Origin of the sequence: Flavobacterium chungangense LMG 26729 (assembly GCF_000735715.2) — a bacterium.
GTDB lineage: Bacteria > Bacteroidota > Bacteroidia > Flavobacteriales > Flavobacteriaceae > Flavobacterium > Flavobacterium chungangense.
In genome coordinates, this window is record NZ_JASY01000003.1 from 170,688 (window position 1) to 189,814 (window position 19,127).

Below are 19,127 nucleotides of genomic sequence, written 5' to 3' on the forward strand. Positions count from 1 at the left end.
TGCAATTTGTACTTAACTAAAACGATTCAATATATGAAGGTGCTTGTAATTCAAAATAAAATGATTGGTGACGTGTTAACAAGTACTGTCATTTGTGAAACGATTAAAAAACATCAGCCAAATTGGGAAATTCATTACATGATCCAACCCAATACTTTAGCGGTTGTAGAAAACAATCCATTTATTGATAAAATCGTTTTTTTTGAACCTCAAAAACACAAAGGTTTATTTAAGCTAATTTCTTTTGGATCCAGTTTAGCTCCAGAAAAATATGACGCAGTAATTGATGCTTACGGAAAATGGGAAAGTATCTTACCGGCATATTTCTCTGGCGCAAAAATTAGAATTGGGTTTAAAAAATGGTATACTTCGCTGTTGTTTACTATTACTGTAATTCAGAAAAAAAATGTCGAAGGTTCAGCTGTTTACCATCGATTACAATTAGTCGAAGCTTTATTAAAAGTTAAAACTGAAATAATATTTCCTAAAATTTATTTGACCCATACCGAAATAAATCAGGCAAAAACCGCAATTAAGGAACGATTGAACCCTGCATTAAAAATCATTATGATAAGTGTTTTAGGAAGTGGGAAAAGCAAAAGCCTGCCTCCTGAAAAAATGGCCGAAACTCTTGACATTATTGCAGAGCAAGACGTTCAGCTACTTTTTAATTTTATGCCTGATCAGGAAGAAGAAGCAAAAATTATTTATGATTTATGCAAAACACAAACACAACAAAGAATTGTATTTGATTTTTACACTAAAAGTTTACGCGCATTTCTTGCCGTTTTATCACAATGCGATGCCTTAATTGGAAATGAGGGTGGCGCTGTAAACATGGCAAAAGCACTCAATATCAAAACCTTTACTATTTTTAGTCCATGGATAAACAAATCGTCCTGGAACATGTTGAGCGATAAAGAAAATCATATCGCAGTACACCTGAAAGACTTTTTTCCGGATATATACGAAAACAAGCATCCAAAAGAGTTTAAGAGTAAATCATTAGAACTTTATAATAAATTTGATAGTAATTTATACAAAGGATCTTTACAGGAATTTGTGAAACGAATTAGTTTATAAATTTCTCAAAATACCAATTTACCTGCTCCTGTAAACCTTGTTTCAAACTCACTTTTGGATTGTAATTCAATAAAGTCCTTGCTTTATCAATTATTGCAGCCGTTTTTAACTGATCGCCTTTTCTTGGTGGGTGGTGATCAATAATTAATTTTTTATTCATAATTTCCTCAACAGCTGTAATTCCTTCTTGTGTAGTATTTACTTCGTCTGTTCCAAGGTTTATAATTTCACCGTTTACCAACTCTTCTTTCCCAATGATAGCTGCCAGTCCTTCAACGATATCGCCTACATAGGTAAAGCTGCGTTCATGGTAAATACTGCCTTCAAAAAGTGGAAAAGGTTTATCATAATATAAATTTTCAATCAGTTTAGTATATAATTTCTCAGGACGTTCACGTGGGCCATAAACAGAATAAAGTCTTACTGAACAAGCCTTTATCTTGCCTTCAATTTTTAAACTCAATACTAATTGTTCTGCTGCAAGTTTCGTAACCCCATAATAAGAAGCCGGTTTTGGGATAGCTGTTTCATTTACTGTGGCTTCTTTTCCATAAACCGATGATGTAGCAATATTTACAAATAATTTTAAATCCGGATTATACTTTACAACAGAATCTAATAAATTTTGTGTTGCATAAATATTATTATCTACATATTCCTGCAATGGTGTTTCAGCAGAAATTCCGGGCTGTGCTGCTAAATGAAAAATATAATCATATTGGTTTTCGAAAACCGATTTTAAATCAGAATTTAAATCTTCCCGAAAAATAGTAACGCCTTTGTTTACCAAATCAGAAGCATTGATTTCTTTTAATTTTACATCATAATAATCATTAAAATTATCAATTCCAAAGACCAAATGACCCATTGAAACTAATTTTTCACAAAGATGTGAAGCTATAAAACCTGCTGCTCCGGTAACTAATATTTTCATTTACAATAAATTATTTTACAATTCCGTAAGGTGTCCAAACTATTTTTTTATCTCTTACTTCTTTTCTAATGGCCAAATTTGCGGCTAAAGATTCAGGAGTTTTATAACCACGTGCATGATCCAGGTGCAAAACTATTGCTTTATGTCGGATTTGTTTTCCTTTTACACCAAAATTCTCAAGACGTTCTCCAAATTCTCTGTCAGGACCTCCATATTTCATTCTTTCATCATAACCATTAATTGCAATCATATCCTCCTTAAAACCAGATGAATTACAGTTGTTAAATGATGGAGTTGTTGGCGTAATTGAATCTAGAATTGATGCTAATAATTTTCCAGCAGACAACTTCAATGTTTGAGAAAACCCTAATTTATCTTGTTTTTTTAGCCATTTTACATCAAAACAATTGCCGTTTTCAATATCCTCTTTAGTGATTAGCTTACTAACTTTCATTGATAGTTTGCAGTATCCGCCTGAAAGAAATGTTCCTTTTTGTGCTAATTCTGCATGAACCTGTACAAAATCTTTTCTCGGGATACAATCTCCATCGGTCATTAAAATAAAATCATAATTTGCCTTAACAATGGCTACATTAAGGATTTCTTGTCGTCTGTAGCCTTCATCTTCATGCCAAAGATGCATTATCGGAACCGGGTAATTGCTTTTGTATTTATTAATTAATTCAGTGGTTGAGGGACGTGAGCCATCATCAGCAATAATTAATTCAAAATCTTTTGTAGTCTGAACGCTGTAACCAATCAGAACTTTTTCTAACCATTCTTCTGCATTATATGTACTAACTATTACAGATATTTTCATTTTATATTTTTTAAATACTTTGGAGAGCCATTAATAAAAACCTTAATTCAAGCTTTTCTCTTTTTAATTACTATTTTTCAGCAAAGGTATTATAGAAATTCGGATTCTTAGAATAATTCTTTCGTTTGCTTTATCGGTAATTTTGAAAATTATTTTTTCCAAAATTTCAGTGTTTTTTTGATGCGTCTTTTTCGATGAAACTTATCTCTGAAAGATTCTGTACCTGCAACCATTATTTTTAAAACGTCATTGTACGAAGCACCATAAAGTTTTGCATACTCATCACTCATTACTTCAACAATTTTCCTGTTTGGAGTTAATTTCGAAAAATTCAGAATTCGCTCATTCAAATTCATTTCTTTATGAAACTTCATTCTGTTCAGATCCACTAAATAAAAGGAATAAGAACCCGAAGGATTTTTTTTAATCAAAGTATTTCCCGGAGTATGATCCAAAAACTCAATACCGTTTTGATGCAGATTAAATGTAAACTTTGTAAACTGTCTTAAAATTTTTTCATGTTCAGGGTAATCAAAATCGTTAGTCAATTCCCTGAAAGTCAAATCAGGATAAATTTGTTCGCAAACATAGTAACTATCTAAAAGGACACCCTTAAAATTTTCAAAATACGCAATCGGCAACGGAGTACCTATTTCTTTTTCGATAAGTATATTTGCAAATTCATATGAACGACGTGCTTTTGAAGGTCTGAAAAAAGCATATACTATTTTGTTTACAAGATTCGGAATTTTAAAAGATTTAACGTTTAGTATTACATCACCTAAATCAAACGTTTTTATTTTATTTCTCTTTCCATCAACAAACAGCGTCCCTTTTGTTTCATAATTCTCTACAGCATCTTTTATTTCTGCTTTTTTGCTTAGAAAATTATGATGATAAACTTCATGCATTTAATCAAGTTTTATGTTTTTTACAAAAGTAGCGATTTGAATTTTACTCTTCAAATAATTAATTTAATTTTACACAAAAGTTATTTAGTATTTAATAAAAATTCACAGATGTTCGAACATTATCTCATTACCCGATTTAATCTTAAAAATCCTAATTGGGATGTAACCAAAAACAACGAAGAGCTCCTTACTGACGACTGGATGGAAGACAGGATGTGGCTTTTTGAAAATTTTTGCCTGCCATCTGTAAAATCGCAGACCAATAAAAACTTTACATGGCTGATCTATCTCGATACTACAACAGCAGAAAAATATAAAACCAAAATAATTGATTTAACGTCAGATACAGAGAATATCAAACTGTTTTTTATTAATGGTATGAATGAATTCTATCCTGAAATTCAAAAAGCCGTTACCCATAACAAACCTTACCTGATCACTTCCAGAATTGATAATGACGATGTCATTAGCAGTATCTTTATTGATGAAGTTCAGAAAAAATTTGCTTCTCAGGATTTTCTTGCTATCGATGTTATTAAAGGCTATTCACTTCAAATAAAGCCAACTTATATTTTAGGAAAAAAAGAACATATTTTCAATCCTTTTATTAGTTTAATTGAAAAAAATGAAAACCCAAAAACGGTTTGGTTTAACGATCATACACAGTGGAAAAAAGAAAGCAGAATTATTCAGGTAACAGATAAAAGACTGTGGATGTCTATCATTCATGAAAAAAATAAAGTAAATGAATTTGATGGTTATGATAATGTAAAATGGCAGGATATAAAAGATGAGTTTATTGTGTCTCAAGAGTTAGATCATTTAATAACCCAAAAAATCATCCCCTATAAAGACTGGTATTTTTTGAGTTTAAAAAATAGGATGTATGTTAAAATGGTTTTATTTAGTAAAAAAATAAAAAAAGCAATTGGACTTTATAAAATAAAATAAAAGTCATCTGTTACATATACATTTCTGATTTTCAACACAAAGCCATCAAATTTAAGAGATGGCTTTTTTTTTATACTTCAATTAAGTAGATAAATACCTATAATTTAATACTCGTGATACGCAACTATTGTAATTTTTACTCATCTATGAAATAAAGCGCTGGTTAATCATAAAATTACTTAACACAGCTTCTTTTCATATAAAAACTTACAAAACAAAAGGATCTTTATAATAAATTGTCATTTTAAGTGTTTCAGTTTATTATGTAAGTATGGATTCAAAAAAAAACATTTTATGCGTATTACTATAATAAGCCTTGATAATTGGGGTTTCAACAAACACCTAGTAACAGCACTGGAAGAGAAAGGGCATGATGTGCAACATATTAATTTTAATGACTTTACGTATAAATACCCTAATTTTTTTCACAGAGGATATAATTTATTCTTAAAAACATTTTTAAAAAAGAATCTAAAACGAATACATTTTGGCAAAAAAATCATTGAGACATTAAAGGAAAATGATTCTCTACAAGATGTGATATTAGTGATTAAGGGTGATTTTATTGACCCTAAAAGCATTATGGAATTAAAAAAATATGCAAAGAAAACATTTGCTTATTTTAACGACAATACCATTCGATGCCCTAAAATAGTTCGTGTTATTCCTTATTTTGATGAAGTCTTTTCTTTCGAAAAAGAAGATTGTGAAAAATATCACCTAAAATTTGCTACAAACTGGATTTATAACTCGGCACCAGAAAACAATGAAAGTCCTATTGAACAGAAGGTTTTTAATATTATCTCAAAAGACAACAGACTTTCGGTTCTTTCTAAAATTGCTACTGATCTTGAATCAAAAAAAATCAGTCATAAAATATTTGTTTATAACAAGAAAGTAAAAAAACGAATCTCAACAATGGATTTCATTACTAATCCGATACCTTTAACAGAAATAAACAAACATATAAACCGCTCTCAGGTTCTACTGGATATTAACCGGAAAAATCAAAACGGATTAACTTTTAGAGTCTTTGAAAGTTTAGGTCTCAACAAAAAGCTCATAACTACAAATTCAGATATTAAAAATTATGATTTTTATAATCCGAATAATATTTTAGTAATTGACGAAAAAAATCCTGATGTTCCTGTTTCATTTTTTGAAAAAGAATATGAAAAAATACCCGATGCCATTTTTAACAAATATACTATGGATGGATGGATTAATAATGTGGTTTATAGCGCCCTTAGATAGTTTATGACACAAAACATATATATTATTTGCCCTCCTAAAAAAGCAACAGGAGGACCGGAAGCATTACACCAGTTAGGTTATATTTTAAATTCATTAGGCTATAATGCTAAAATGCTGTACTCAAAGTATAAAAAAGATCCTGTACATCCTTTTTATAAAGATTACAATGTTCCGTATGTAATGAAAGTAAAAGACAGCATTAATAACGTTATTATTATTCCTGAGTCGATGACAAACCTTATTGCTAAATACCCATTATCGCAAAAAAAAATATGGTGGCTGAGCCTTGATTTCTATGAAATGTTGATGAACAGCAGGGAGAAGAAAAAAAACTGGATCAGAAAATTGATTGTTCCTTATAAACATACAGAATATCGTTTTGAACCTAACCAAAATGTAACGCACTGGTATCAGTCTCAGAGAACTAAAGAGTTTTTACTGACTAAAAAACTGGATAACAAAATCGCTTACTTATGCGATTATGTCACTGAGCTTTTCTTTGATAACTTGCCAGAATCTTTTCAAAAAGAAAATATTATTACTTATAATCCAAAAAAAGGACTTGAAAAGATTGAAAAATACATGATGCTTTTGCCTCAATATAAATGGCAGCCTCTATCTGGAATGTCCAGAGAAGAAATGAGAGATATTTTGAGAAAAGCAAAACTTCATATTGATTTTGGTTATTTTCCAGGTCGTGACAAAATTCCGAGAGAAGCACTTGTTTCAGGCGTTTGTTTATTAACAGGCCGCGATGGAACTTCTGCTTTTAAAGAAGATTTAGGAATACCTGAAAAATACAAATTACATGAAAATGAAATGCAGCCTGAAAACGTTGTAAAACTTATTAATCATCTAATGACTAATTATGCAGCAGTTTTTACTGAGTTTTCAGATTTCAGATTATTTGTTATGAATGAGAAATCGCGTATGATTGAAAACACAAAAATGCTTTTTGAAAAAGCATAATTAAAGCCGTACTACCATGAAAATATGTTTGATTAGTTTTGATTCTACTTATTTCGACCATAATATCGCAATTGAATTAAAAAAAAGAAATATAGAAACAAATCATATCGATGTATCAAAGTTTAAGTACAAATACAAATCGGTTTTTGACAGAGCTGGAAATTCTTTAACTAAATTATTTTTCAAAAAGAACAAAAAACACGAAGCACAAGAAGACTATATCCTAAAACAAATCAAAAACTTAGGCTATCAGAATGCCATTTTATTCATAAGACCAGATAAAATAAGCAGAAAAACTCATTTAGAGATAAAAAAGCAAACAGATAAATATCTCACCTACATTTATGACAGCTGTAGAAGGTTCCCTATCGACCATTTACTTGACGGCCTATTTGATGAAATATTTTCATTTGATTTAATTGATGTTCAAAAGTACAATTTCACTTTTATCTCTAATTATATCTACATGAAGAAAAAGGATATCATCCGTACAAATGATAACATTTTTATTGTAATTTCAATCGATGAGCGTTTTGAATTTTTAAACAAACTGGCTGATTATCTTTCTAATCATGGCATCCCCTTTAAATTTATTGCTGTTGGTAAAAAACTTCCTAAAAACAGCAATACAGATATTATCTATTCAAGAAAAACACTTCTCCCTGAAGATTTAAATGAGGACTTTGAAAACTCAAAAATATTTCTTGATTTAATACGCAAAGACCATAACGGATTAAGTTTCAGGATTTTTGAAGCATTGGCTATGCAGCGAAAAATCATTACGACGAATACATCAATAAAAGAGTATGACTTTTATAACCCCAACAATATCTTAGTACTCAATGAAAATGCTGAAATAAATGTAAACCCAGATTTTCTTACTAGTCCGTACGAACCCTTAAATGATGCTATCTACTATAAATACACTATTGAAAACTGGGTAGATACTGTTTTTAAGCTTAAATAATTATTTTACTAAACTTAATATCCGTTGTTCAATTGTTTGAGATGAAAAAGGTTCAATCACTTTTTCAGAATCGGACTTTATAGTATTCCAAATTTCCTGATTTTGATATAATAAAAGGATATTATCTACAATTTCTTTGCTTGTATTTGCAACAATATATTGAGTATTTTCTCCAAAATCAAAACCTTCTCCTCCAATGTTTGTTGTAACCAGCGGAAGACCAAATTCTATGCTTTGTCCTATTTTACCTTTTATTCCGGCACCATAACGTAACGGGGCTACAAAAATTCTGGAATTCAAAAAATAAGGAGCGACTTCTTTTACATAACCCACGATTTTAAAATTTTCGGAATGTAATTTTAAAATCGAATCCGGTGGATTACTTCCAATTATTGAAATTGAAATTTCAGGTTTGGACTTCCACAATAAAGGCATAATTTCCTCATGAAGATATTCTACTGCATCTACATTTGGTTTGTGATCAAAGCCCCCAATAAACAATAAGTCTTTTCGGTCTTCAAATGAAGGTGATTTTTCATTTTTTATATACTGATGAATATTTCCAATCGTAATTATTTTAGATTCCTCATTATAATATTCTTTTAAGGTCTTCCCCTCTAAATCAGAAATTACAATAATCTTATCCGCTTTAGTGCAGTTGTCCAATTCTAAATTTAAATACTTATTCGCAACCTCCATGATTTTAGGCTCGTTGATTAATTCGGATTCTCTTTTAAATCTTAAATAATGAAAATCGACCATATCAAAAAACACCTTCGTTTCCGGTTTGTAACTTTTAACTAAAGGGTAATATTTTTCAAAAATTTCAGGTCGATGCAGCCAGGCAAAACTTACTTTTGGAAGTATTAATTTTAAAAAATCATTTTTCGTAATTAATTTTCCGTTATGATCAACAGCCGGTTCATAAACTACAACACCCATTTCTTTAAAAGTTTCTATGTAATCTGATTTATAACGATATTCTTTAAAATCAGCCAATAAAAAAACTCCAATATTATTCTTTAAAAGTAATTTAATAATTTCCGTTAATCTTCGGGAGCCCGAATCCTTATTAAACTCCGGGATTTTAACATCAACAATTAAAACGTATGAATCGTATTTTAACTGACTCAAAAAATCAATTTTCTTTCCTTCCTTTTTTAATTTACGAGCTATTTTTTTTAATCTGAAATATAATTTAATGGCTTTATACATTTTATAAAAAATTCGTTTGATTGATGAAATATGATTTTCATTAAAACATCAGTTACTTAATAGTTTAAGCTCATCGTTTAATAACAAATTCTTTTAAACATCATGACCTAAATTAAGTAGTAAAAATAATTCTTTTTAGTGTCTCATCCTAAAAAAGTAATATATTTCAAAACTTATTTTTAGATTAGAATCCCTCATTAATTAGCAGAATTAAAGAGGGATTCTAATCTAAAGAAACAAATAACATTCAAATCACTATTTTTAAGAATTTTTATTTCAGATTGTAAATATTACATTTACAACTTAAAATTTTATTCATACAATTAACATTACTATTAAAAATGTCTACACATAATTTACTCTGGACCAGTGGATGGGATTCTACTTTTAGACTTCTGCAAATAATTTTAATCGAAAAAGAAAATGTACAACCCATATATATAATTGATAAAACCCGAAGATCATTAAAGGTTGAGTTGGAAGGAATTAAAAAAATTCAGGAAAAGATAAAAGAATTACATCCTGAAGCTTATGAACGAATACTGCCTGTTTGGTATGCTGAAGAAGACCTTACTCTCAATAAAGAAATAGTAGAAAGTTCTAATTACATAAATTCATTTGTAAAATTAGGAAGCCAATACAGCTGGCTGGCACAATTTTGTCACAATCACAATTTAAATAATGTAGAAATAAGTAATGATAAAAATCTAAGGGACGACTCACTTACTAATTTTTTAATGACAAATTATATAAAAGCCGATACAAACGCAAAAGACCAGGATAAATATAATAAGGTAGGTACTATATTTAAATATTTTTCTTTTCCTGTTTCCACTCTTTCAAAACGAGATATGCTGGTTATCGCAAAAAAAAACAAATGGGAAAACATAATGTACTTAACCTGGTTTTGTCATAAACCCCGAAAAAATAAGGCTTGCGGTAAATGTACTCCCTGCATAAATGTAATAAAAAAACGAATGGGGTTTAGAATCCCCCCTGTTAACAGAATGAAAGGATACATAAAAATATTTTTCTCGCGAGAGTTTAAACCGGCAAGTTAATCAAATTTCCCATTTCGATATTTAAATAATCTATTGTAAACCTTTTATGACCTCCTGTTGGGAAAAAAGTAAGTTCACCAAACAGAATTTTATCATCTATAGAATACAAATCTACTCTAACAAAAATAAACTGATCAGATAAGATGCCGGCAATTTTTAGCATTTCGCTAAAATTAGCCGGTTTCTCTACTTCCGATTTTAGCCCATCAACATCATCATTAGAAATGATCTTTTTCCAATTCAAATCATAAAAACATTTTTTTTCCTTCCCATTTTCAGTCTTTTTTACCAGAATATATTTTGGCTGACCATGAAAGCAGTAAAATTTATAATCAATTAATTCATTCTCACAATTTGAAATATATTTTTCAATTAAAATTCTGGGTTTTATCCCTTTATAAATTGTCTCTCTGTATTTAGTGTAATAATTACTTTTTAGAAAAGATCTAACTTTAATTTTTACATCACTGCTATTGATTAAGGAAGCATTTTTCACGATGACATTATATCCTGAACCGTGAGTTCCTCTTATAGCATATTGTTGCGGTAAATTCTCAAAATCAATTTCTTCTACAGCATCGAATATTCCAATTATTTCATTTAGATATTCTTTTCCTATTTTTGCTTCAACAAAAGAGCGTACCGCATATTTATCAACATATTGACTATACTCTTCTTTATAATGATACAATTTCAGCCATTGAATTTTTTCCATAAACTCCTTAGGAGTTTCTAAATTCAGTACTTTTTTATTTTTACAAAAATATTTTGCTCTTGTTATTTCTGCATCGTCATCAGAATATCTGTTTAATAAAGTATGTCTCGTCTGATTATATTTTCTGAGTATAAAGTCGTTTAATTTCAATTTCAATCCTTTTATTTTTTTGTAGAACTTCATTGAGTTCGTTAATCATTTTTTTTGCAATAACTTCTTTTGTAAAGTTTTCAATTAAATAATTCCTTCCATTTACTTTACATTTTTGCTGTAAGTTTTCATCACTTAACATTTGTTCTACTTTATCTGCAAAAGATATTGGATTTCCAACTTCTGCCAGCAAACCAGTTTCATTATCAATAACAACTTCTGGAATTCCTCCTGCATTTGCGGCAACAATAGGTATTTTACAAGCATACGATTCTAAAAGAACACCTCCTGTAGGCTCATTATTTGAGGTAAATAAAAACAAATCAAACTCTGGCAAAATTTCAGGAATATCATTTCTGAAACCTGTCATAATAATTTCATTTTCTAAACCTAAATCCGAAATTTGATTCTTTATTTGTGTTTCTAATGGACCTTCTCCGACTAAAATATATTTTGCTTTAATACCTCTTTTTACCAATTCAGCAACAGTATTCACCCACGTCACATGGTCTTTAAAGCCTGAAAAAGCTGCAATATTACCAATAATCTTATAAGTTGACGGAATAGCATATTGTTTGTGTAGAAATCCTGTTTTCTGAGTTTTCTTAAATTTTTTCAGATCTGTTACACTTCCAACTACACATAATTTACTATGATCCTTAACTGCATATTTTAAAATATTAACTACCGGGTAAGAAACGCATATAATTTTTTTAATCCCGCTATAGTTATATTTCCATTTTCTAAAAAAATTAGTATCAACACGTTTTATTAAAGTTCTGCATAAAACTAAAGGCAATTTTAATCCAAAGATCAATGATGAAAACACCATTAATGTATGTGCCTGACTATTGTGTATAAAAACTAAATCTGCATTTAACTCTTTTGCAATTCTTGAAAACTGTTTTGCATACTTTAAATCATATTCTGACTTACTGTTTAACGGAATAACATTCATTCCTTTTTGAGTTGCAACTTTAAAGGTTTGGGAGTCTTCAGGGCAAATAATCCATTGCTCATTAACATATCCATACTCTTTAAACGCTTCATATAAATATATGATTTTTTGTTCGTGCCCTCGCCAGCCTTTTGAAACAGTGACCTGTATTAACCTCATTTTATCTTTAAACTAAAATCATTAAATTTATTATTCCCCACAATAGTTATTATAATGCAATTTGTTTATTATAAAAATTCGACCTTTGCTTATTGGCAGTAAAAACCTACTTCTTTATTTTATTAAATTTTAACAGTCTTTAAACAAGAAAAATAAGCCCTATTTTTTGCAAATATAATACAATAGAACAATAAACCTAAAAGTATTACTGTAATTATAAATGATCTAAAAATCAGAGAATAAGACTTCTGAATTCTTTTTAATTACACGTTATTTTAACATTTTAATGCCTTGATGATAGTAAAATCATCTGATATTTGATTTTTTTTATTCGTTTCTTTGCATGCGAATCATAAGTTAAATTCTAAATATATAAAATGGAAAATCTTAATGAAGAAATACATAAAGCTTTCGAAATAATCAAAGAAGGCGGTATTATTCTTTATCCTACCGATACAGTTTGGGGAATTGGTTGTGACGCTACAAATCCGGAAGCTGTTGCCAAAATATACAAACTGAAACAGCGTGCTGAAACACAAAGCATGATTGTATTGATGAATGGCGAAAAAATGATGTATAATGTTTTTAAAAATATTCCTGAGGTAGCCTGGCAAATTCTTGATTTATCAGAAAAACCAACAACTTTAATTTTAGATGAACCCAGAAATGTGGCCCCTAATATCATAGCCAAAGACAATTCACTTGGAATTAGGTTAGTCAAGGAACCTTTTTGCTTCAAATTATTGGAGAGGATGAAAAAACCATTAGTTTCTACATCTGCAAATATTTCAGGGCAGCCAACACCAATTGCTTTTAAAGACATTAATCCTGAAATTATAAAAGGCGTTGATTATGTAGTGAATTTATATCATGACAGAGTTGCCGGAAAACCCTCAACAATAATCAAATTAACAAATGATTCGCAGGTAAAAGTAATCCGTAAATAGTTTTTATTGACTTTAAAGCTTTGTCGTTCTAATCCGCTAAACGGTTTTTAAACTGGATATCAACAGATCAACATCTTCTATGGTGTTATAATGACTGAATGAAATTCGGAGATTAGGTAATTTTAAATCAGTCTCCGAAAGCATTTCTTTTAAAACATGTGAAGGCTTCATACTTCCGGACTGACAGGCACTTCCTCTTGAAACAGCTATTCCCTTCATATCTAAACTAAACAGCAACATTGCCGTTTTATCTGGCGAAAAAGGCAAAACAATATTAATAATATTATAAAAATCTTCTTTATTGCCCACTATCCTAAAATCTGGAAAATGAATTTCCAGCTGATTTATCAAATACATTTTCAAATCAGAAATGTATTTTCTTTCCTGATCCAGATTTTCATATGAAATTGTCAAAGCTTTAGCCATTCCTGCAATTTGATGCACTGCTTCGGTTCCGGCACGCAATCCTTTTTCCTGTTCTCCACCAAAAAGCAAAGGCTGCAAACCTGAATTTTTTCGCACATAAGCAAAACCAGCTCCTTTTGGCCCATGAAATTTATGAGCGCTTGCTACAATAAAATCTACAGTAGTTTTTTGCAGATCAATTTCCGTTTTCCCAACAGATTGTACCGTATCCGAATGAAAAAGAGCATTATATTGTTTACAGATAACACCAACCCTTTCCAAATCTAAAATAGTTCCGGTTTCATTATTTACATGCATCAAACTTACAATTGTCTTTTTTTCTTCAGCCAGTAAATTTGAAAGATTGGTTAAATCAATAGTACCGTCTGGGTTAATATTTACATAATCAACCTGAATATTATAATCTGACTGCAAAGCTAAAACCGCATATAAAACTGCATGATGCTCAATTTTAGAAGTAATAATCCGCTCCACTTTCAGGTCTTCTACAGCCGAACGAAGAATCCAGTTATTCGCTTCGGTACCACCTGAAGTAAAAATTATTTCCTGGGCAGAACAATTCAAATATTTGGCAATATTTTTTCTGGAAAGTTCAATAATGTTTTTTGCATTTCTGCCAAAACTATGGGTAGATGAGGGATTTCCAAAATCATCACTCATAATTTTAATTATTTCCTGAACAACTTCAGGTCTAATGGCTGTTGTAGAAGCGTTATCTAAGTATACTTTTTTCATTGTGACAAAGTTATGAAATATCAATTGTCTAAAGATCATTTGCAAAAATTTTCACTATTTTTGAAGCAAATAAAAATACAATGAAAAAATATGCAAGCCTGCTTTTATTCGCCCTTTTACTAAACGGATGCGATGATGGTGATTTAACTGTTGAACAATTTGATTTTGATGACATAACAGATATCGAACATTGTTCAGATAATTATGAACTACTCTATAAATTAAAAAGCCAGGAGAGTTTATTATTACAAATACCCGAAGACCAACTTAAAAATACAAAAGGCGAACAAACTTTAAGCCTTTCCACTACAGGTAATTACAAATTAGTTTACAGAAGATATGACGGAACTGTAACAAAATCCAGCATTTGTGATGCTATCAGACCTGCTACTCCAAACGTGACTAATGAATGGTTTGCAACCGGGGGGACAGTTATCATAAACACTTTTCCAAATTATATTACTGGTGAAATAGAAGGAAGTACCAAAATAACGGGTTATACACACAATATCTCTTTTACAGGCGTTACATATCCTAATTCTTCAGGAATATTGCAAACACAACCTAAATTGGCTTTTGGCAAAATTATCACAAACGAAGATAATTTAAATTTAACATTTGGCGATGAAAAAGCGCACTTGTGTACTTCTACTACAAATGGAACGGTAGTATACAATTTTAGTGAAGGAACATCTATAGCAATAAATAATATTGATCCTGCACTGATTCCAAATCAAGCTACACCTTCCGGCAGTCCAAGAACAGGATTAATCAGCGCTACACAAAATAGGGTAATATACAATGTTTACAACAATGGACTCCTTACTACAGATTATTTCTGTCAAACACCAATACCTGCGACTCCTGTTATTACCCAAACCTGGACCGGGCTGAGCGGTAGCATTGAAGTGACTACTACAACAGTTGGACCAACAGTTTTTAAACATGTTATAGTACTAAAAAATGTAATTTTAGATAATGGAAATGTAAACTTTCAATTAGGGACAAGCTTTCTGCTGGGAGAGTTACAGACACAATCTAATTAAAATTCTAAAAGTTTTATTTTCTTATAAATTTAATATCCTTTTTTAATCTTACTTATTAAAAAGTATAATTAAAAAAGGATATTTTTTTTAGATCTGAATAAGATATTGACTTCTAAAATGTTTGCTTATTTATTTTGCTTAAAATAAACTTCGGTTGCGCCTAAGCCGTATTTTTGATAATTAGCATCCTGAAAATCAATGCCGTCATATCTTCCTAATAAAAAATCAAGTTCGGCTTTTAGGATTCCTTCGCCAACTCCATGGATAAAAACAATCTTAGGAATTCGGTTTTTAATCGCAAATTCAATGTGTCTTTTTGCAGTTTCAGTCTGCAGGGTTAAAATATCATAATTTGACATTCCGCGTTTATTAGGAACTAATTTTTCGATATGCAAATCAAACTCCGGAGCCGAAATTTCACGCTTATCTTTCTTTTCTTTCACAAAACTCCTTGGTTTTGGTTCTTCTTTTTGTTTTGCAACAGAATCTACATCAATTCTTTTTATAGAATTCATTAAATTACTTGAATCCTGAATTTTAATTAATTCATTGACAAAAAATGTCATCATAAAACCATCTTCGCTTTCGATTAAAACCTCATTATTTTTAACCGAAACTACTGTTCCGTTAATGGCTTCGTCCAAAACAGAAACCTTATCTCCTTTAGTCAGCATCTTCTTCTTTTTCTTGATTTTTACTTGGGTTTTTTGCGCTTAACTGCATCATGCCAAACATAAAAACTACAATTGCAATTACTGTTATGTAAATATTTTTTTCTTCTGAAACCTGTTCGTACAATGCGATTGAAATTGCAAGAATCATTATTAAAATTTTAAAAGTTTTCATATTTTTAATATAAGACTTCAAAAGTAAGAAACTTTAAAATAGCAGCTCTATTCAATTCAGTCATATATGCTATTTTTGTAAAATTGTAAAAAATAAAACTGTGGATTTAGAAAAATATATGCTGCCTTGCTTTAGCAAAACACTTTTCGGAGTGGAGTGTTTAGGTTGCGGATTTCAACGATCCCTGTTCTTATTTTGTCAGGGTGAGTTTTTAGCTGCTTTTAAAATGTATCCTGCAATTTATACGACACTTGTTTTTTTAGCGATTGTAACTCTTCATTTTTTCGACAAAGCTAAAAATTACAATAAATTACTTTGGGGTTCCGCAATCGTGAATGGCATTTTCATGATTGGCGGTTATTATTATAAACATTTTTATTTATGATTTACAGAAAGTTAATTACTTTTTAATTTGATCTAAAATATCATTCATCATTTCGATTTGTACTTTTTGTATTTCAATCAGTTCCTGTTGCTGATGCATAATCAGATGATCTATCTTATCATGAATCATTCTAATTTCTAATTCAGATTTGAGGTTAATCATATAATCTTTTTTAGCACGGGTACGGTCTTTTTCTTCCTGACGATTCTGACTCATCATAATTACCGGAGCCTGTAAAGCTGCAATACAAGACAAAATAAGGTTCAGTAAAATAAATGGATACGGGTCAAAACCTTTGTCAGCTAAAATATAAACATTAGAGGCAATCCAGATGACAATAAAGAGTAAAAATGAAATTATGAAAGTCCAGCTTCCTCCAAAATCAGCTACTTTATCTGCTATTTTTTGACCAAAGTTTCTAGTCTCATCTTCATCTTCAACAATACTCACAATTGATTTATCCTCTTTTAAAGACGAAATAACACTCTCTTCAAGATTAGAAAGAGCTCCTATTTCAGCAGATAAATAGCTAGAAATATATTTCTGTCTATAGGCATTTAATTCTTCAAAGGAAATAAAATCACTATCGCAAAACGAAGGATGATCTTTGACAATAAGTCCTAAAATAGGATTGTGAATTGATTTTCCTGATACTTTTTCATTTACAGGAAAAGACAGGTTAGAAATAGCACTCTTAAAAGTGGGCTTGTTTTTCATATTTAATATATTTACTCGCTAATTTACACATTTAACTTCTTAAGAATTCAATAAATTTTGGCACTCAAAATTTCTTTTATTTATCACAAATAGAATTCTCAATAGAAAATTTCTTTACAGAATTCGTGCTTTTATTTACAAAAAACACCTTACTTTTAACGTTTCAAATTATCCATTCAATTTTAAAATTGTGTCAAAAGATCTTATCATAGAAAATATCAAAGCTTTAAAAAGCCATTCAAATATAAATTACGGCATTAAAACTAAAACGGAAGATTTTACCGAAAAGCTTTTTTACACCCTTTTTGATTCAAATGCAGCCTTAGATCAGAGTATTGATGAACTTGAGTTTCGCTTTAAAGAGATTGCTGTTTTAGCCTGTAAAAAACCGGAAAAATTATGCGGATCGATGTGGGATCTTTTTCTGGAAAAACTACCACATGTATTAGAAAAACTGAATCAGGATGCCGAATATATTTTAGAAAATGATCCGGCTTCAAACAGTATCGACGAAGTTTATTTAGGATATCCCGGCTTTTATGCTATTGCAATTTACAGGTTGAGCCATGAATTATACAAACTTGATTTATTACTATTCTCAAGATTGATGAGCGAATATGCACACCGAATTACCGGAACAGACATTCATGCAGGAGCAGATATTGCTTCTCCATTTTTTATTGATCACGCTACCGGAATTGTTATTGGAGAAACGACCGTAATTGAAAAACATGTAAAAATTTACCAGGGAGTTACTTTAGGTGCCCTTAGCGTGAGTAAAGACATGAAAAATGCCAAACGTCATCCAACTGTTGAGAAAAATGTCTGTATTTATGCAAATGCAACTATTTTAGGGGGTGAAACTATTATTGGTAAAAATAGTATTGTGGGAGGAAATGCGTGGGTTACCAAATCAATACCGGCAGATTCCATTGTCCTCAATACCACTACAACCGAAGTTAAAATAAAAGAAAAAAAATAGAATGAAACCAGAGAAATTACTAAACCTGATTGGCAACACTCCTTTAATGGAAACTGTCAATTTAGTTAAAAATAAAAATGTAAAACTTTTATTAAAACTCGAAGGCAACAATCCGGGCGGAAGTGTAAAAGACAGGGCCGCTTATAACATGATTTCATCAGCTTTAGAAAGAGGAGATATCAAAAAGGGCGACAAGTTAATTGAAGCAACAAGCGGGAATACAGGAATTGCACTGGCAATGATTGCCCAATTATTTCAGGTAGAAATAGAATTGGTTTTACCTGAAGATTCTACAAAAGAACGTACACAAACCATGCGTGCTTATGGTGCAACAGTAATTTTAACACCAGCAAGTGAAGGAATTATAGGTTCACGTGATTACGCTGACAAAAAAGTTGCAGAAGGCGGTTACGTAATGCTGAATCAGTTTGCAAATGATGATAACTGGAAAGCACATTACAAAACTACCGGTCCAGAAATATGGGAAGATACTGAAGGAACTGTAACCCATTTTGTATCGGCCATGGGAACAACAGGAACCATTATTGGTACCTCATCCTATTTGAAAGAGAAAAATCCAAATGTTCAGATCATAGGTGCTCAGCCTAGCGATGGATCTCAGATTCCCGGAATCCGTAAATGGCCTCAGGAATATTTACCTAAAATTTTTGATGCTTCAAAAGTAGATACCGTTGTGGATGTAAGTGAAGAAGAAGCAAGAGAAATGACTAAAAGATTAGCATTAGAAGAAGGCGTTTTTGCCGGAATGAGCAGCGGAGGTTCTGTTGCTGTAGCCTTAAAAATCGCTGAACAATTAAAATCAGGTGTTATCGTAGCGATTATTTGTGATCGTGGAGACCGTTATTTATCATCTGATTTATTTGATTAAAAAATAA

General features: G+C 30.6%; 21 protein-coding genes. 11 read left to right on the forward strand and 10 right to left on the reverse strand.

All coding sequences use genetic code 11. The features are described from left to right. Nucleotides 1–33 precede the first annotated feature (33 nt). Nucleotides 34–1,083 carry a glycosyltransferase family 9 protein gene (locus JE46_RS08440; protein ID WP_031454830.1) on the forward strand — a complete coding sequence of 350 codons (1,050 nt, stop codon included), beginning with the start codon at nucleotides 34–36 and terminating at the stop codon, nucleotides 1,081–1,083. Here JE46_RS08440 and JE46_RS08445 read toward each other — a convergent pair. From JE46_RS08445 to JE46_RS08455, 3 genes are all read right to left on the reverse strand, one after another. Then, nucleotides 1,073–2,017, reverse strand: a complete 945-nt coding sequence (locus JE46_RS08445) for an NAD-dependent epimerase/dehydratase family protein (protein ID WP_031454831.1) — start codon at nucleotides 2,015–2,017, stop codon at nucleotides 1,073–1,075. The genes JE46_RS08440 and JE46_RS08445 overlap by 11 nt on opposite strands. A 10-nt stretch (nucleotides 2,018–2,027) precedes the next feature. Further along, complete coding sequence (locus JE46_RS08450; RefSeq protein WP_031454832.1) at nucleotides 2,028–2,837, reverse strand: glycosyltransferase family 2 protein; 810 nt, start codon at nucleotides 2,835–2,837, stop codon at nucleotides 2,028–2,030. Between the two features lie 149 nt (nucleotides 2,838–2,986). After that, a complete protein-coding gene (locus JE46_RS08455; RefSeq protein WP_031454833.1) occupies nucleotides 2,987–3,748 on the reverse strand; it encodes a hypothetical protein in 762 nt (253 codons plus the stop codon). A gap of 108 nt (nucleotides 3,749–3,856) precedes the next feature. On the opposite strand from JE46_RS08455, the gene JE46_RS08460 reads away from it, so the two are divergent. The 4 genes from JE46_RS08460 to JE46_RS08475 all read left to right on the forward strand — a co-directional run bounded on the left by JE46_RS08460 (nucleotide 3,857) and on the right by JE46_RS08475 (nucleotide 7,889). Further along, a complete protein-coding gene (locus JE46_RS08460) occupies nucleotides 3,857–4,699 on the forward strand; it encodes a glycosyltransferase (RefSeq protein WP_031454834.1) in 843 nt (280 codons plus the stop codon). Nucleotides 4,700–4,993: 294 nt separating this feature from the next. Continuing rightward, the gene (locus JE46_RS08465) at nucleotides 4,994–5,953 is read left to right on the forward strand and encodes a hypothetical protein (RefSeq protein ID WP_031454835.1); all 960 of its coding nucleotides are present in this window, start codon (nucleotides 4,994–4,996) and stop codon (nucleotides 5,951–5,953) included. A 3-nt stretch (nucleotides 5,954–5,956) separates the two neighbouring features. After that, nucleotides 5,957–6,922: a hypothetical protein gene (locus JE46_RS08470; RefSeq protein ID WP_031454836.1), complete on the forward strand. Its 966-nt coding sequence runs from the start codon at nucleotides 5,957–5,959 to the stop codon at nucleotides 6,920–6,922. 16 nt (nucleotides 6,923–6,938) lie between these two features. Continuing rightward, nucleotides 6,939–7,889, forward strand: a complete 951-nt coding sequence (locus tag JE46_RS08475; RefSeq protein WP_031454837.1) for a CgeB family protein — start codon at nucleotides 6,939–6,941, stop codon at nucleotides 7,887–7,889. Here the strand turns inward: JE46_RS08475 and JE46_RS08480 are convergent, their stop codons facing one another. Next, nucleotides 7,890–9,104 (reverse strand): glycosyltransferase, encoded by a 1,215-nt coding sequence (locus JE46_RS08480; protein WP_031454838.1) that lies wholly within the window; start codon nucleotides 9,102–9,104, stop codon nucleotides 7,890–7,892. A gap of 341 nt (nucleotides 9,105–9,445) precedes the next feature. Between JE46_RS08480 and JE46_RS08485 the strand changes: the two genes are divergently transcribed. Beyond that, a complete protein-coding gene (locus JE46_RS08485; RefSeq protein ID WP_031454839.1) occupies nucleotides 9,446–10,165 on the forward strand; it encodes an adenine nucleotide alpha hydrolase family protein in 720 nt (239 codons plus the stop codon). Here JE46_RS08485 and JE46_RS08490 read toward each other — a convergent pair. Further along, nucleotides 10,149–11,030, reverse strand: a complete 882-nt coding sequence (locus JE46_RS08490; RefSeq protein ID WP_167343424.1) for an ATP-grasp fold amidoligase family protein — start codon at nucleotides 11,028–11,030, stop codon at nucleotides 10,149–10,151. The genes JE46_RS08485 and JE46_RS08490 overlap by 17 nt on opposite strands. Continuing rightward, nucleotides 10,996–12,147 carry a glycosyltransferase family 4 protein gene (locus JE46_RS08495; protein WP_031454841.1) on the reverse strand — a complete coding sequence of 384 codons (1,152 nt, stop codon included), beginning with the start codon at nucleotides 12,145–12,147 and terminating at the stop codon, nucleotides 10,996–10,998. Before JE46_RS08495 ends, JE46_RS08490 begins: the two co-directional genes overlap by 35 nt. Before the next feature lie 377 nt (nucleotides 12,148–12,524). On the opposite strand from JE46_RS08495, the gene JE46_RS08500 reads away from it, so the two are divergent. Beyond that, entirely contained in the window at nucleotides 12,525–13,094 is a 570-nt protein-coding gene (locus JE46_RS08500) for an L-threonylcarbamoyladenylate synthase (protein ID WP_031454842.1), read from the forward strand. 36 nt (nucleotides 13,095–13,130) lie between these two features. Here the strand turns inward: JE46_RS08500 and JE46_RS08505 are convergent, their stop codons facing one another. Next, nucleotides 13,131–14,255, reverse strand: coding sequence for a cysteine desulfurase family protein (locus JE46_RS08505; protein WP_031454843.1), 1,125 nt, complete (start codon nucleotides 14,253–14,255; stop codon nucleotides 13,131–13,133). Nucleotides 14,256–14,335: 80 nt separating this feature from the next. On the opposite strand from JE46_RS08505, the gene JE46_RS08510 reads away from it, so the two are divergent. Beyond that, nucleotides 14,336–15,301, forward strand: coding sequence for a hypothetical protein (locus JE46_RS08510; RefSeq protein WP_031454844.1), 966 nt, complete (start codon nucleotides 14,336–14,338; stop codon nucleotides 15,299–15,301). A 125-nt stretch (nucleotides 15,302–15,426) separates the two neighbouring features. On the opposite strand, the gene JE46_RS08515 is transcribed toward JE46_RS08510, so the two are convergent. Together JE46_RS08515 and JE46_RS08520 are read right to left on the reverse strand one after the other, a co-directional pair. After that, a complete protein-coding gene (locus JE46_RS08515; RefSeq protein ID WP_031454845.1) occupies nucleotides 15,427–15,975 on the reverse strand; it encodes a Smr/MutS family protein in 549 nt (182 codons plus the stop codon). Further along, nucleotides 15,965–16,147 (reverse strand): hypothetical protein, encoded by a 183-nt coding sequence (locus JE46_RS08520; RefSeq protein ID WP_031454846.1) that lies wholly within the window; start codon nucleotides 16,145–16,147, stop codon nucleotides 15,965–15,967. The genes JE46_RS08515 and JE46_RS08520 overlap by 11 nt, the downstream gene beginning before the upstream one ends. Nucleotides 16,148–16,247: 100 nt before the next feature. On the opposite strand from JE46_RS08520, the gene JE46_RS08525 reads away from it, so the two are divergent. Beyond that, nucleotides 16,248–16,532: a DUF2752 domain-containing protein gene (locus JE46_RS08525; RefSeq protein WP_031454847.1), complete on the forward strand. Its 285-nt coding sequence runs from the start codon at nucleotides 16,248–16,250 to the stop codon at nucleotides 16,530–16,532. A 15-nt stretch (nucleotides 16,533–16,547) separates the two neighbouring features. On the opposite strand, the gene JE46_RS08530 is transcribed toward JE46_RS08525, so the two are convergent. Further along, on the reverse strand, nucleotides 16,548–17,249 hold the full coding sequence (locus JE46_RS08530; RefSeq protein ID WP_031454848.1) for a DUF1003 domain-containing protein: 702 nt from the start codon (nucleotides 17,247–17,249) through the stop codon (nucleotides 16,548–16,550). A 190-nt stretch (nucleotides 17,250–17,439) separates the two neighbouring features. Here JE46_RS08530 and epsC point away from each other — a divergent pair, with 190 nt between their 5' ends. Further along, a complete protein-coding gene (gene epsC, locus JE46_RS08535) occupies nucleotides 17,440–18,231 on the forward strand; it encodes a serine O-acetyltransferase EpsC (RefSeq protein ID WP_031454849.1) in 792 nt (263 codons plus the stop codon). Nucleotide 18,232: 1 nt separating this feature from the next. Next, nucleotides 18,233–19,120: a cysteine synthase CysM gene (gene cysM / locus JE46_RS08540; protein WP_031454850.1), complete on the forward strand. Its 888-nt coding sequence runs from the start codon at nucleotides 18,233–18,235 to the stop codon at nucleotides 19,118–19,120. Nucleotides 19,121–19,127 lie beyond the last annotated feature (7 nt).

What these genes read in the sequence shown, in the direction of transcription:
- JE46_RS08455 (WP_031454833.1), bottom strand. Translation starts at nt 3,748, where the DNA reads ATGCATGAAGTTTATCATCATAATTTTCTAAGCAAAAAAGCAGAAATA.
- JE46_RS08480 (WP_031454838.1), bottom strand. Translation starts at nt 9,104, where the DNA reads ATGTATAAAGCCATTAAATTATATTTCAGATTAAAAAAAATAGCTCGT.
- JE46_RS08445 (WP_031454831.1), bottom strand. Translation starts at nt 2,017, where the DNA reads ATGAAAATATTAGTTACCGGAGCAGCAGGTTTTATAGCTTCACATCTT.
- JE46_RS08515 (WP_031454845.1), bottom strand. Translation starts at nt 15,975, where the DNA reads ATGCTGACTAAAGGAGATAAGGTTTCTGTTTTGGACGAAGCCATTAAC.
- JE46_RS08510 (WP_031454844.1), top strand. Translation starts at nt 14,336, where the DNA reads ATGAAAAAATATGCAAGCCTGCTTTTATTCGCCCTTTTACTAAACGGA.
- JE46_RS08505 (WP_031454843.1), bottom strand. Translation starts at nt 14,255, where the DNA reads ATGAAAAAAGTATACTTAGATAACGCTTCTACAACAGCCATTAGACCT.
- JE46_RS08465 (WP_031454835.1), top strand. Translation starts at nt 4,994, where the DNA reads ATGCGTATTACTATAATAAGCCTTGATAATTGGGGTTTCAACAAACAC.
- JE46_RS08475 (WP_031454837.1), top strand. Translation starts at nt 6,939, where the DNA reads ATGAAAATATGTTTGATTAGTTTTGATTCTACTTATTTCGACCATAAT.
- JE46_RS08500 (WP_031454842.1), top strand. Translation starts at nt 12,525, where the DNA reads ATGGAAAATCTTAATGAAGAAATACATAAAGCTTTCGAAATAATCAAA.
- JE46_RS08460 (WP_031454834.1), top strand. Translation starts at nt 3,857, where the DNA reads ATGTTCGAACATTATCTCATTACCCGATTTAATCTTAAAAATCCTAAT.
- JE46_RS08520 (WP_031454846.1), bottom strand. Translation starts at nt 16,147, where the DNA reads ATGAAAACTTTTAAAATTTTAATAATGATTCTTGCAATTTCAATCGCA.
- JE46_RS08485 (WP_031454839.1), top strand. Translation starts at nt 9,446, where the DNA reads ATGTCTACACATAATTTACTCTGGACCAGTGGATGGGATTCTACTTTT.
- cysM (WP_031454850.1), top strand. Translation starts at nt 18,233, where the DNA reads ATGAAACCAGAGAAATTACTAAACCTGATTGGCAACACTCCTTTAATG.
- JE46_RS08495 (WP_031454841.1), bottom strand. Translation starts at nt 12,147, where the DNA reads ATGAGGTTAATACAGGTCACTGTTTCAAAAGGCTGGCGAGGGCACGAA.
- JE46_RS08440 (WP_031454830.1), top strand. Translation starts at nt 34, where the DNA reads ATGAAGGTGCTTGTAATTCAAAATAAAATGATTGGTGACGTGTTAACA.
- JE46_RS08530 (WP_031454848.1), bottom strand. Translation starts at nt 17,249, where the DNA reads ATGAAAAACAAGCCCACTTTTAAGAGTGCTATTTCTAACCTGTCTTTT.
- JE46_RS08450 (WP_031454832.1), bottom strand. Translation starts at nt 2,837, where the DNA reads ATGAAAATATCTGTAATAGTTAGTACATATAATGCAGAAGAATGGTTA.
- JE46_RS08470 (WP_031454836.1), top strand. Translation starts at nt 5,957, where the DNA reads ATGACACAAAACATATATATTATTTGCCCTCCTAAAAAAGCAACAGGA.